Here is a 12693-nt window from a genome sequence, read left to right as displayed (position 1 = left end):
CGGCCATGTCAGTCGACAACACTTCACGCCCCGCGCTTAAACCGAGCTCCGACAGCGATGCTCCGGTGCTTTCGGTAGAACAACTCGGGCACATTCGGCATTTCGACAACCTTTCGCGACAACTGCCCAACGACTGGTCTTTGATGTTGGGCAAAGGACTTGGCCAGTTCGATTTCGGTGGCCTGCGATTCCAATTGGCTTACATGGCGTACGCGTTGGCGTTGACCCATATGCACCGACTGCCAAACGCACCGGGAGCATTCAAGCCGATCTTTGAACGCCTCATTGAAAAGATCACCCTGCCTGAAGTGTGGTTGTATTGGCGTGATGTCAGCCGCGGCGGTGCCGTGTTCAACGCCCACCTGTCCGAGAGTTACCACGAGGAGTGGGATCCGGTCGCCCGTGACAACATCATGTACAGCGCCTATGTCCAATCCATGACATTGATGTACAACTACCTGTCCGGCGATGCCCGTTATGCGGAGCCCGATGCCATCACGTTCGAGCATTGGACCTACTTCTGGGGTGGAGAGCCCAAACGTTTTACCTACGACCAGAACTCACTCAACGAGCACATCTACTGGCAGATGGTCCAGAGCGGTTATCTCGGCGTCGCCTGCGAGCCGAATTGCGCCTTTCAAATATGCAACCAGCCGGCGATCCTTGGCTTTCGCTTGCACGATCTGGTGACCGGCGAAAGCGTGGCGGCAGAGGTAACGCGCAGCTACGAGCGGGCGTGGTCGACGTTCGGCCGACTCGACTCCACTGGGCACTACAACATGTACCTCGCCCAGGACTCCCGCACCACGGTCCCCAACAGGCCGATGTCGGCATGGGTCGACGCATGGTGCGGGACGCTGATGAACATGTGGAACCGAGACTTCGTGCGCGCCAACTATCCCCGTCAAGTCAAGGACTTGCTGGTTGACGGGCCCGACCAGACGAAGTTCGTACACCCCGAGCCAAAAGTCGAGGTTATGGGGCAACAACTGATCACCGATTCGTGCAATTTCGGCTGGGTCGCGACGTGGGCATCCGAGATGGGTGATGCTGCGACGTTAGACGGGCTGCTTTCGCACGCCAACCGATACATGTCTCCCACTTGGCGCGACGGCGGCTTGTACTACCCGAGAAACGACGCCGACTGCGACGCGCACGGCAACCGCACCCTGATGGAGCCACTCACCGGCAACGTCCTGCTCGGATACGCACGACTCAATGTGTCGGACGGCATCTGGAAGTTATACAACCAGCCTTGGGGCACAGCGCATTTCGCCGAGCCGGCGCTGACCGTTGTCGCCGGGGACATCTCGGTAAGCCAGGCACGGTTCACGCCGGCTTCCGGGATTCTGAAGTTCCGCATCCAACGACACGGCGAACGACGCGGTGATGGCTTTGTCGTCCTCGGTAACGTCGCCGACCAAGCCCCTTGGTCGCTGCGCGAAAACGGAGCCGACGTCACCGGCGGTGCGGCGGATATTCAAATCAGTAGAACCGAGGCGGGCATCCGAGTCGAGATATCCCCAGGCCCGCCAAGGGCTTTCGAGCTTCAGATACCGGCGACAAGTAGGTCCAACGATGAATGAGCCCTCCCCCACGCTTGCCGCGCCCCCGGTTCGCGGAACATTCGATCTCATCGACCACAACGGGCACGAAGTCAACGGACGGACCTACCGGGGTAAGTACGCCATCATCTTTTTCGGCTTCACTCACTGCAAAGCGATATGCCCGCGGGCTCTGTCCCGACTGTCGGTGGTGCTCGATCGCCTGGGTCCGCGTGCCGAGCGCATACAGCCGCTTTACGTCACGGTGGACCCGCGACGCGACACCCCTGCGGTGATGAAAGAGTTTCTCGCGTCGTCGTATCCGCGCTTCACCGGTCTCACCGGCTCGACGCAGCAGATCGAGTGGGCCAAGAGATCGTTTCGGGTGTTTTCCACCGAGGTCTCCGACCAGGGGGAACCCGACGGGTACCGGATGCCGCATTCGGCGTTCACCTACGTCCTTGGACCCAACGGCTGCTACCTGACGCACTTCACCGATGCGGTCGAGGAGGACGAGCTGACCACGGCCTTGTTGTCGATTGTTGAGTGAGCGCCGCGCATTGGGCTGACCCGCTGACCGCGGCGCTGCGCGTTTCCTGAAGCTGCCATTGACGAATGTCACCATTTACGGTTGACTCCGTTGCATGGCGGACATTGTCGTCCCGGCCCGGGGGTCACTGCGGTCTCGCGGCGCGGCAGCGGTAAGCACCTACACATTGCGGCCGTTCAGCGGGCTGGTGCCGCCCGAGCGCGGGTGGGGAATTTGGCTGTCCCGCCGGATGATCTCGCGGGTCATGGCCACCTTCGGCCCGTCGCTGGCGGGCACCCGCGTCGAGCAGGTCGACACCAGGTTGCCCGACGGCCGCCGGGTCAAGGGCGAATGGGTGTACGGGCCACGCACTCCGACGAGCGAAGCTGCGCGCTCGTCGACAAACGCGGGTGCGATCTACTACGTGCACGGCAGCGGCTACGCCGTGTGTTCGCCAAAGACCCACCGGCGGTTGACATCCTGGCTGTCGTCGCTGACCGGCTTGCCGGTCTTCAGCGTCGACTACCGGCTGGCGCCGCGCCATCGCTTCCCCACCGCTGCCGACGACGTCCGTGCGGGCTGGGACTGGCTGGTCGACACCTGCGGCGTGCCCGCGAAACAGATTGTGGTAGCCGGTGATTCGGCGGGCGGTCACCTGACGGTCGACATGCTGTTGCAGCCCGACGTCGCCGCGAACTCGCCGGCCGCGCTGGTGTTGTTCTCACCGCTGATCGATATGACCTTCGCGCTGTCACTCGCGCGCGAGCGGATACGCCGTGATCCCGCCATCCGGGTGCGCGACGCGGCGCGGCTGGTCGCGCTCTATCACCCGGGCATCGATCTCACCCACCCCCGTCTGACGCTCGACGTCGCCGGCGGAGCGATGCTGCCCCCGACCCTGGTTCAGGCCGGTGGCGCCGAAATGCTGCAGGACGACGCGCGACAGCTGGCCGCCGATATCTTGGCGGCCGGCGGGCGCTGCGAGCTGCAGGTGTGGCCGCACCAAGTCCATGTGTTCCAGGCACTTCCGCGAATGGCGCCGGAAGCCGCCAAGGCCATGGCCTATGTGGCACGGTTCATCGCCCACGCGCTGCAGGATGCGCATGCCCGCGCCGACGAGGTGGGCTGACCATGTTGGGTCCACTGGACAAGCTGCTCGGCAATTCGACAAGCACCAGCCGCGACGCGCTGGCGGTGGTGACCGGGGCAGGCAGCGGCATCGGCGCCGCGTTCGCCGTCGAGCTCGCGCGCCGCGGCGGCACGGTGGTCTGCAGCGACATCGACGAAGTCGCCGCGCAGCAGACCGTCGACGCGATCGCCGAGCACGGCGCGAAAGCGGTGGCGATCGGATGCGACGTCTCGCGATTCGAGGACGTGAGCACGCTGGCCGACCAAGCGCAGTCCTTCTTCGGGGCCGCCCCAACCCTGGTCGTCAACAATGCCGGCGTCGGCGCCGGCGGTTCGGCGATCGGCGATGTGCCCCTGGATGATTGGGCATGGGCCCTGGGCATCAACTTGTGAGGACCGATACACGGCTGCCATGTGTTCACCCCGATCCTGCGCGAGGCAGGGCCATCGGTTGCCCCACGCGGCATCATCAACGTCGCCTCGGCCGCCGCGTTCGGCGCGGCACCCGGCATGGCCGCCTATAACGTCAGCAAGGCCGGTGTGCTTTCGCTTTCCGAAACGCTGGCCGCCGAATTGTCCGGCACCGCGGTCCGGGTCACCGTGCTGTGCCCAACGTTCGTCAAAACCAACATCGTCGAAGCGGGACGGATCACCCAGGAATCCGGCGAGCTCGCCGCCAAGCTGATGCGCTGGACCGGCCTGTCGGCGCAGAAAGTGGCACGAACCTGTCTGGACGCACATGACCGCGGCGAGCTCTACTGCATGCCACAACTCGATGCCAAGATCGGCTGGAACATCAAACGCATTGCCCCACAGTCATATACCCGCGCGGTTGGGTTGCTATCCCGCGCGAACATGCACTGATAAACCGGAGGGGAAGGAAACTGTTATGGCCATGGATATGGAAGCCATGCTCGCCAAAATCAAGGATCGGCAGTGGGCGCTCGCCGACATCGACTGGGACGCACCGGGCGCCGACACCATTCGGCCCGAGTTCCGGCCCATGCTCAAGGCCTTCATGGCTGACCTGTGTTGGATCGAGAACATCGGAGCCCGGGGCTTCGCGGCGCTCGCCAAGAAGGCGCCCAACGCGACAATCGCGGAAATCTACCGGTATTTCCACGCCGAGGAGCAGCGTCACGCCAATGCGGAACTGGCGCTGATGAAGCGCTGGGGCATGCTCGAGGACGGCGAGATTCCCACGCCCAACGTCAACATCCGGTTGGCCATCGAGTGGCTGGACACGTTCGCCGACGACATGCCGCTGTCGGTGCTGGGCACCGTGATCCCGATGCTGGAGGTGGCGCTCGACGGTGCGTTGCTGAAATTCCTGCTGGAATCCGTGCAGGACCCGGTCTGCCACCAGGTTTTCGAGAAAATCAACAATGACGAATCACGGCATATCGCGGTTGATTTCGAGGTGCTCGAGATGATCGGCAACGCAAAGGCCCGCCGGCTGGCCATCGACTTCGTCGGCCGCTTCGCATCACCGGGGCTGATTCTCGGGATGGTCATGTACGTACCGCTGCTCAACCGCGTCCGCAACGAGATGGCCGGCATGGGCATGGATTCGGAGCGATTGTTCAACGCGGTCAACCGTTTCAAGCAACTAGGCGATCGGGGTGAACGTACCCGGCGGGTGCCTACCTACAAGTTGCTCAAGCGGCACGGCATGTGGGTGGTCAACCCGCGCCACCCCTATCAACTCCTGGCCAATTCGATGGTGTGGCTGTCGGATTTCTATCCCAAGCCACTGCTGCGGCCGATGCCCAGCTGGTCCAGGGAACTCACCCACGAGCCGGCGGCCTGACCATGGCAAACGATCACACCTACGCGACACTGATCATCGGTGCCGGCTTCACCGGACTCGGGACCGCAATCCGGTTGGCCGAGGCCGGTATTAGCGACATCGTCATCCTGGAGCGCGCCGACCGGGTGGGCGGAACCTGGCGCGACACCACCTATCCGGGGGCCAGCTGCGACGTCCCGTCCTTGCTCTACTCGTACTCGTTCGTGAAGAACCCGACGTGGTCGCGGACGTACTCACCCGCCCCGGAAATCTGTCGCCACCTCGAGGACATGGCGACCAAATTCGACATCCGCCGTCACATCCGGTTCAAACACGAGGTCAGTGACTTGACCTTCGATGAGGCTGCCGGCGTGTGGACGGCCAAGACCAGGAACCGCAAGCGCTTTCGGGCTCGCACCGTCGTCTTGGCATCCGGCCCGCTGTCGGACGTCAGCTTCCCCAAAATCCGCGGCCTGGACACCTACCGGGGACACAAGATCCACAGTGCCCGCTGGGATCACGACTACGACTTCACCGACAAGCGCGTCGCCGTCATCGGCACCGGCGCCAGCGCCATCCAGATCATTCCCGAACTGGTCAAGCAGGCCGGGTTCGTCAAGGTGTTCCAGCGCACCCCCGGCTGGGTGCTGCCGCGCCTGGACGTGGCGACGCCGCCAGCGGTGCAAGCGCTGTTCGCCAAAGTTCCTGCCATCCAGCAACTTGCCCGCCAGGCGCTGTTCTGGGGCCATGAAGCCAGTGCCACCGCGCTAGTGTGGGACACCCCGCTCACCTCGCTGGTGGCGCGACTGGGCCGGGTCAATCTGCGCGCTCAGGTCAAAGACCCGTGGTTACGCCGGCAGCTGACGCCCGACTTCGCTCCCGGATGCAAGCGCATGCTGGTCTCCAGCGACTACTACCCCGCGCTGCAGCGCGACAACTGCAAGCTGGTCTGCTGGCCGATCGCGACGCTGAGCCCCGCAGGTATCCGCACCAGCGACGGCATCGAACACCACCTCGACTGCATCGTGTTCGCAACGGGCTACGACGTCCACCTCACCGGCCCACCGTTCGCCGTCACCGGTCTGCACGGCCGATCGCTGGCCGACGAATGGGCGGCCGGCGCACAGGCTTACAAGAGCATCAATGCGCACGGCTATCCGAACCTGTTCTTCATGACCGGCCCCAATTCGGGGCCGGGTCACAACTCGCTGCTGGTCTACATCGAAGGCCAGCTCGACTACGCGGTGCGCGGCATCCGCACCATCCTCGACGACGACCTGCGCTATCTCGATGTGCGCGAAGACGTCCAACTGCGCCACAACGAGAACATCCAGCGCCGGCTCACCAAGACGACCTGGATGTCAGGTTGCCGCAGTTGGTATCTCACCAAGGACGGGTTCAATGGGTCCATGTACCCGGGCTTCGCGACGCAGTATCTTCGCCAGATGAGTGATTTCCGCTACGCGGACTACCAAGCGGTGGCACGCCGGGCCACGGCGCGCGTCACCTCCTCGGCCTGAGGCGCAGATGGCGCAGAACCGACCGGAACCCGGCACCATCGCCAGCGTCCTGTACAACGTGCGGCGGGCACCCAAACGTGTTCGGCGCCAATCGCGAGACTTTATCGAGAACGCGGTCTCACAGCTTTTCGACGCGGCCGCACGCCAGCCGCACGGCGTCGCGGCGTCCGGGGAATACCGGATCGACGACCTGGCCCGGCTGGCCGGCACCACCACCCGCAACATCCGCGTCTATCGCGACCGCGGACTGCTTCCCGGACCACTGCGGGTCGGCCGCATCGCGCTGTTCAACGACACGCATCTGACCCGGCTGCGACTGATCACCTCGATGCTCGAACGCGGCTACAACATCTCGCACGTGCGGGAGATGCTCAGCGCGTGGGAGGAAGGCAAGAACCTCGGCGACGTGTTGGGCCTGGAGACGGCCATAGTGGGTAGCTGGACCACCGAGAAGCCGGAAACCATGGCACTCGCCGACGCCGAGGCGCTCGTCGACGACCCGACCGCATTCAAGCGGCTGGTCGCGCTGCAGGTTATCCGGGTAGACGGCGAGCGTGCCACCGTGACCCGACCCAAACTGATCGAAGCTTTCAACGAAATTCGGGGCTACGGCGTCGAATTGGAGAAGCTCGTCGACCTGCACGAGCAGATCGTGCCCGAGATCGACAAGATCAGCGACTTGCTGGTGCGTGCCGGCGCCGAACACGTCATCGACAAGATCAAACCGGGCCAGGCGCTGCCCGCGGATGCCGAGATCGCCGAACTGATCACGATGCTGGTCCGGTTCCGTACTCAGGCGGTGGCGACCGTCACGGCAACGCTTGCGTCCTCGATCGAGTCGAACATCGAGTCATTGGCCAGCCGCATCCTCGCCGACTATCTCGAACGCTCACCCGAAGCCACCCGAAGCCGGGCCCGATCCGGTTCCCGACGAATTGTCGGCACGCCGACAGAAGGCCAACTGAGAACTACTGGCGCGCAATCAGATACGGCGCCAGGGTGGACAGCTTCTCGCAGGTTTCCTCGAATTCGCGCTCGGCAAGCGACTCTTCGATGATTCCCGCACCGGCCCGCAGCCAAGTCGTGCCGTCGTATTCGTAGGCCGCCCGCAGCGTCAACGCGGCATCCAGTGCGCCATCAGCTGAAACAGTCACCACCGCACCGGAATACAGCCCGCGCGGCCCTTCGTCGAGACGCAGGATCGCCTCGACACCGGCGCCCTTCGGGATGCCCGACGCGGTAACCGCCGGGAAAAGTGCTTCCAAAGCGTCCATCCGGTCGCTGGACGGATCCAGCCGCCCGCTGACCGTAGAGCCCAGGTGTTGCACACTGCCCCGTTCCCGCACGGTCATGAAATCGGTCACCACCGCCGTTCCGGGTTCGGCGATCTCGCTCATCTCCTGCAACGAGCTGCGCACCGAAATAGCATGCTCGACAATTTCTTTCGAATTCGATTCCAGGTCGTCACGAGCTTCGCGGTCGTGCACAGGGCCGCGACCGAGCGCGCGGGTACCGGCCAGCGGCTCGGTGATCACTTCGCCGTCCCGACGAACAGCCGTGACGAGTTCGGGGCTGTAGCCCAGCGCACGAATTCCACCCAGCTGCAGCAAGAACGACCTCACTGGTGTGTTGTGCCGACGGCCCAGTCGATAGGTCGACGGGAAGTCCAGTGCGAAAGGCACTTCCACCGAACGGGAAAGGATCACCTTGTTGTATTTGCCGGCGACGATCTCGCTCACGGCCGTGGTCACGCGATCGCGATAGTTCGACCCGTCGGCGGTGATGTCGATCTCGCGGGTTTCGCGAGGGTTAGGCACGCCGTCACGCAGCATTTGGAGCACCGCGTCGCGGTGGTTCTCCGCCGCATCGGTAAGGGATACTCCGTCCTGGCTCACCACGATGCGGGAACTGGGCCAGAACAATCGCGCCAGCGGCGTACCGGGTGGCAACCGCTGCTGTAGTCCATAGCGGTAGACACCGAATTCGAATGCGATCCAGCCGAAAAGCTGATCGGTTTCCAGCAACAGACAATCAATGGCTTCGCCCAAGACCGATCCCGGTCGCCCGGACCACTGTTGGTGCTGCGTCACGCCGTCACGGATGACCCGCAGCTCGTCGCTGTCCAGCTCAATCATCGCGTAGACGCCGCTGGCCAACACCCATTGACCGGAGTTCTCGTAGAGCAAGTACTCCTCGCCGAGTCGCTCGGGCAGGACCGTGGCGAGCTGAGCTGCCAGGTCGGCCGGGTCGATTTGCGCGGGAAGGGGAATCGGCACCGACGTGATGCCAATGGGTGTTGTCTCGACGCTGGCCTCGGTCACAGCTAGTAAATATAGCCTAACCTATGAAACTCCCCAAGCAGAGGTTGTGTGTGCTCGGTCTCCTTAGCTGCGCGCTCGGTAAGCATCGCGTGGAGTTAAAGCATCGGCCGTTGTCACGGCACCCCCGTCAGCGCGTTGCGGTGGTAGCCGACGACTGTCTCCCCTGACACCGTTTCCGCAGCTAGAGACTAGAAAACAAGAGGTTGTGTGGCAGCAATGAGCGCGCTGGGCGCGGCGCCGCGTCGGCCAAACGTTTCCAGATCGTTTACCTACTGGTCCCTGCACGACGGGCTACCATAACCTGAGTTCTCCCCACAAAACTGGTTTGCGCAGCGACTCGCCAAGCTCAGCGAGGGCACAACGAACTTCCGTCACATACTCCGGCGCATTGGGGCTGCGGGGATCGCGCCAGATGCCGCATAGGACTTATGACAGAAAGGCGTAGCCAGACTTTAATCCGACCGGGTTACCAATTGCCCAGCTAACGCCCGATCGCCAGCTATCCCTCCACGGATCGAGAGGAACAATATGTTCGTGATCAGGCTCGCGAACGGCGAGGAAGTCCAGGCGTCCGACGGCGACGAGCTCGAAATTAACCAAGAGACAGGCGTCCTGACCGTTTCCCGGGTCGATGGATTCGAGGAGATTACGACGCATTACTCACCGTCGGCGTGGCTGTCGGTGACGCACCGCAAACGAGGCGCCGGGGTCCGGCCCTCGCTAATTTCCGGCGGAACGACGACGCGCTAATTCTGACAGCGAATGCACAGGCAACTCACACCAGATTCACGCTAATCTCAGCTTACCGGCTCCCACCAGCACCGCTGTGACCACGGGTTTTACCTTTCGCGGCCATTCCAGCGCGGCTTGGTGCGATATGCACATTTCGGGACCAATTCGAGTGGCGGTTTCACAGCTACGGGGCTAAATTTTCCACGGTCGTCGGGATGTTCGTGGTCGCCGCCGCTTGCGGACAGTGCTTACCCCGGGCCACCGGACAGATGATGAGAGGCCCCCATGCTGCAAGAGTTCTGGCAAAACTTCACGCATAACCTGTTCAAACCACTTCTGCTTTTCTTCTACTTCGGATTCCTCATTCCGATCTTGAAAGTCCGATTTGAGTTCCCCTATGTGATTTATCAAGGCCTCACCATGTACCTGCTGCTGGCTATCGGCTGGCACGGGGGTGAGGAACTCGCTGAGGTCAGCGCCTCCAGCGTCGGGGCGATCGTCGGATTCATGGTGTTGGGCTTCGTGCTCAACTTCGTCATCGGCGTTATCGCCTATTTCCTGCTCGGTTGGCTGACGAAATTGCGCAGAATCGACCGGGCAACCATTGCCGGCTATTACGGTTCGGACTCGGCCGGGACGTTTGCCACCTGCGTGGCTGTGCTGGCAGCGGTGAACATCGCCTTCAACGCCTACATGCCGGTGATGTTGGCCGTCATGGAGATTCCCGGCTGTCTGGTGGCGCTATACCTGGTGGCCGGGCTGCGGCACCGGGGAATGGACGCGGCAGGCAACATGGCCGACGAGCCGGACTACACAACGGTAAAGGTCGGGGTCGGGGTCGGGCCCGGCACCGCGGCACGGCCTGGACACGGCCAGAGCTTGGAGTCCGAACGTGCACTGGCGGTCGAGGAGGAACTCGAGCTTTCGCTGGAAAAGGGTGGGCGCACCGAGGAACTCGATGTGAGTCCGGCCGCGAAGACCGCCAAGAAGCCATCCATCTTCTCCCGTGAGCTTTTCCAGGAGGTCTTTCTCAACCCCGGGCTGGTGCTGCTGATCGGCGGCATTGCGATCGGCCTCGTCAGTGGCCTTCAGGGTCAAAAGGTCGTGCAAGACGATGACAAGTTCTTCGTCTTGGCATTCCAGGGCGTGCTGTGTCTGTTCCTGCTCGAGATGGGCATGACGGCCTCCCGCAAGTTGAAAGACCTCAGAACCGCGGGCCCCGGCTTCATTTTCTTTGCGCTGCTGGCTCCGAATGTCTTTGCGACGCTGGGGATCTTCGTCGCCTGCGGTTACGCCAGCCTGACCCACACCGACTTCAAGACGGGCACCTATGTGTTGTTCGCGGTCTTGTGCGGCGCGGCGTCCTACATCGCGGTTCCCGCGGTCCAACGATTGGCGATCCCGGAAGCCAGCCCGACACTGCCGCTGGCCGCGTCGCTGGGTCTGACATTCTCCTACAACGTCACGATCGGAATCCCGCTCTACATCGAGATTGCCCGCGTCATCGAACGATGGTTCGGCGTCTGAGCCGTCACTCCAAGATGGTCCGCACGACCGCGTCGGCCAGCAACCGGCCGCGCGGCGTGAGGACCAGATTGTCGCCATCGGCCACCAGCAAGCCGTCAGCGACAACGGCTTTGGCGCGTTCGTGTTCGGCGGCGCTTAGCCCGTCAAGCGGGAGCCCCTGGCGCATCCTGGTTTTCAGTAACACGTCCTCGGTGTGCAACGCCTCGGCGTCGAGCTGCTCGAAACCCGCCACCGGCAACCTGGAATCTGTCAGCATCTCGGCATAGGCATTGGGATGCTTGACATTCCACCACCGCGTTGCGCCCACGTATCCGTGTGCACCTGGCCCGGCACCCCACCACTGACCGCCGTCCCAGTAGCCAAGGTTGTGCCGACACTCCCCGCCCGACCGCGACCAGTTGGACACCTCGTACCAGGTCAACCCGGCTGCGGACAGTGTCGCGTCGACCAATTCGTAACGGTGCGCCAGCACATCGTCGTCCGGGGCGGCCAGCTCGCCGCCGCGGACCCGGCAGGCCAGGGCGGTGCCCGGCTCGACGAGCAGGGAGTACGCGGAGACGTGATCGACCCCGGTCTCGACGGCCACTTCGACTGAACGCAGCAGATCGTCGTCGGATTCGCCCGGGGTGCCATAGATCAGGTCCAGGTTGACGTGTTCGAAACCGGCGGCCATGGCCTCACGGGCGGCGGCGGCCGGGCGCCCGGGCGAGTGCACCCGGTCGAGGGTGCCCAGCACCCGCGGCGCCGCCGACTGCATGCCGAGTGACACCCGGGTGTAGCCGGCCGCCCGGATGGCATCGAAGAACTCCGGCCAGGTCGACTCGGGGTTCGCCTCGGTGGTGATCTCGGCGTTCGGCGCCAGCGTGAAGTTTTCGCGCACCATGTCCAGCAGGGTGGCCAGCCGCGCACCGCCCAGCAGCGACGGCGTCCCACCGCCGACGAACACCGTGTTCACCGTCGGTGCGTCCAGCCGTGCGGCGGCCAGCGCCAGCTCGGTGCGCAGCGCCAACAGCCAGGCGTCCGGGTTGACGCCACCCAACTCCGCGGGCGTGTAGGTGTTGAAATCGCAATATCCGCAACGAGTTATGCAGAACGGGACATGCACGTACACCCCGAACGAATGTCGGGGACTCCGCTGTAGCCCGGGTAGCTCAACCGGTGCCGTGCGAAGGGCCATGCCAAATGATTGCACGGTTGAACAGGTCGAGCCGACCGCTCGATCCAGCCGCCGGCGAGCAAATTCACCCCGCCCGGCGCGCAATTGTACGAGCCATACCGCGGCAATGCTGGGCGGACGAGATCGGCACTGCCGCGCGGGCGGCCGGCCGATTGGCCACGTCAAACGCTGGTAGCACCGGCCTCTCAGGGTTTTCTCGGGTTTGTCTATCCGATTACCCAGGATTATCGGGTAGTTTTGCTCATCGTGAGAAGAAATTCGACCTGGTGGCGCGGCACATCCCTTTCCGTGGCAGAATGGGCGCGTGACCGTCGCCCAGCCCAGCCTGCGCATTGCGTTGGTGGCGCGTCGGCATATCGACCTCAAGCGCGTCTGCAGCTGTAGCTGTCCGGCTTGATTCCGTAGACCCGCCCACCTGTACGTCCA

10 protein-coding genes and 2 pseudogenes are annotated in these 12693 nt (G+C 63.5%); 10 read left to right on the top strand and 2 right to left on the bottom strand.

What is annotated here, in order from left to right; all coding sequences use genetic code 11:
* Window positions 1-65 precede the first annotated feature (65 nt).
* The 7 genes and pseudogenes from H7K34_RS00550 to H7K34_RS00520 all read left to right on the top strand — a co-directional run.
* A complete protein-coding gene (locus H7K34_RS00550) occupies window positions 66-1586 on the top strand; it encodes a linalool dehydratase/isomerase domain-containing protein (protein WP_264058687.1) in 1521 nt (506 codons plus the stop codon).
* On the top strand, window positions 1579-2094 hold the full coding sequence (locus H7K34_RS00545) for an SCO family protein (protein WP_264058685.1): 516 nt from the start codon (window positions 1579-1581) through the stop codon (window positions 2092-2094). The genes H7K34_RS00550 and H7K34_RS00545 overlap by 8 nt, the downstream gene beginning before the upstream one ends.
* Before the next feature lie 94 nt (window positions 2095-2188).
* Window positions 2189-3202 (top strand): alpha/beta hydrolase, encoded by a 1014-nt coding sequence (locus H7K34_RS00540; protein ID WP_264058683.1) that lies wholly within the window; start codon window positions 2189-2191, stop codon window positions 3200-3202.
* Window positions 3203-3204: 2 nt separating this feature from the next.
* Window positions 3205-4065 (top strand): annotated as a pseudogene (locus H7K34_RS00535) (SDR family NAD(P)-dependent oxidoreductase).
* Window positions 4066-4090: 25 nt separating this feature from the next.
* Window positions 4091-5011 carry a ferritin-like domain-containing protein gene (locus tag H7K34_RS00530; protein ID WP_264058681.1) on the top strand — a complete coding sequence of 307 codons (921 nt, stop codon included), beginning with the start codon at window positions 4091-4093 and terminating at the stop codon, window positions 5009-5011.
* Window positions 5008-6510 (top strand): flavin-containing monooxygenase, encoded by a 1503-nt coding sequence (locus H7K34_RS00525; protein ID WP_264058783.1) that lies wholly within the window; start codon window positions 5008-5010, stop codon window positions 6508-6510. Before H7K34_RS00530 ends, H7K34_RS00525 begins: the two co-directional genes overlap by 4 nt.
* A gap of 7 nt (window positions 6511-6517) precedes the next feature.
* Window positions 6518-7411: pseudogene (locus tag H7K34_RS00520) on the top strand (MerR family transcriptional regulator); the annotation flags it as partial.
* Between the two features lie 67 nt (window positions 7412-7478).
* Here H7K34_RS00520 and H7K34_RS00515 read toward each other — a convergent pair.
* The gene (locus H7K34_RS00515) at window positions 7479-8831 is read right to left on the bottom strand and encodes a salicylate synthase (protein ID WP_264058679.1); all 1353 of its coding nucleotides are present in this window, start codon (window positions 8829-8831) and stop codon (window positions 7479-7481) included.
* A gap of 528 nt (window positions 8832-9359) precedes the next feature.
* Here H7K34_RS00515 and H7K34_RS00510 point away from each other — a divergent pair.
* Both H7K34_RS00510 and H7K34_RS00505 read left to right on the top strand, forming a co-directional pair.
* Window positions 9360-9581 (top strand): hypothetical protein, encoded by a 222-nt coding sequence (locus tag H7K34_RS00510; protein ID WP_264058678.1) that lies wholly within the window; start codon window positions 9360-9362, stop codon window positions 9579-9581.
* Window positions 9582-9848: 267 nt separating this feature from the next.
* Window positions 9849-11090 (top strand): sodium-dependent bicarbonate transport family permease, encoded by a 1242-nt coding sequence (locus H7K34_RS00505; protein ID WP_264058675.1) that lies wholly within the window; start codon window positions 9849-9851, stop codon window positions 11088-11090.
* A gap of 4 nt (window positions 11091-11094) precedes the next feature.
* Here H7K34_RS00505 and hemW read toward each other — a convergent pair whose 3' ends face one another.
* A complete protein-coding gene (gene hemW, locus H7K34_RS00500; protein ID WP_264058672.1) occupies window positions 11095-12267 on the bottom strand; it encodes a radical SAM family heme chaperone HemW in 1173 nt (390 codons plus the stop codon).
* A gap of 304 nt (window positions 12268-12571) precedes the next feature.
* Here hemW and H7K34_RS26845 point away from each other — a divergent pair, with 304 nt between their 5' ends.
* Window positions 12572-12664 (top strand): Ms4527A family Cys-rich leader peptide, encoded by a 93-nt coding sequence (locus tag H7K34_RS26845; RefSeq protein WP_372510650.1) that lies wholly within the window; start codon window positions 12572-12574, stop codon window positions 12662-12664.
* Window positions 12665-12693: the final 29 nt, after the last annotated feature.

Source organism: Mycobacterium montefiorense (assembly GCF_025823255.1).
In the GTDB taxonomy this organism is placed as follows: Bacteria; Actinomycetota; Actinomycetes; order Mycobacteriales; family Mycobacteriaceae; genus Mycobacterium; species Mycobacterium montefiorense.
Note: the sequence above shows the minus strand (reverse complement) of the source record. Positions and strands in the feature narration are given on the sequence as shown.

Excerpts from the sequence above, each read along its gene's own strand:
- H7K34_RS00545 (WP_264058685.1), top strand. The coding sequence starts at position 1,579 with ATGAATGAGCCCTCCCCCACGCTTGCCGCGCCCCCGGTTCGCGGAACA.
- H7K34_RS00540 (WP_264058683.1), top strand. The coding sequence starts at position 2,189 with ATGGCGGACATTGTCGTCCCGGCCCGGGGGTCACTGCGGTCTCGCGGC.
- H7K34_RS00530 (WP_264058681.1), top strand. The coding sequence starts at position 4,091 with ATGGCCATGGATATGGAAGCCATGCTCGCCAAAATCAAGGATCGGCAG.
- H7K34_RS00510 (WP_264058678.1), top strand. The coding sequence starts at position 9,360 with ATGTTCGTGATCAGGCTCGCGAACGGCGAGGAAGTCCAGGCGTCCGAC.
- H7K34_RS00505 (WP_264058675.1), top strand. The coding sequence starts at position 9,849 with ATGCTGCAAGAGTTCTGGCAAAACTTCACGCATAACCTGTTCAAACCA.
- hemW (WP_264058672.1), bottom strand. The coding sequence starts at position 12,267 with ATGGCCCTTCGCACGGCACCGGTTGAGCTACCCGGGCTACAGCGGAGT.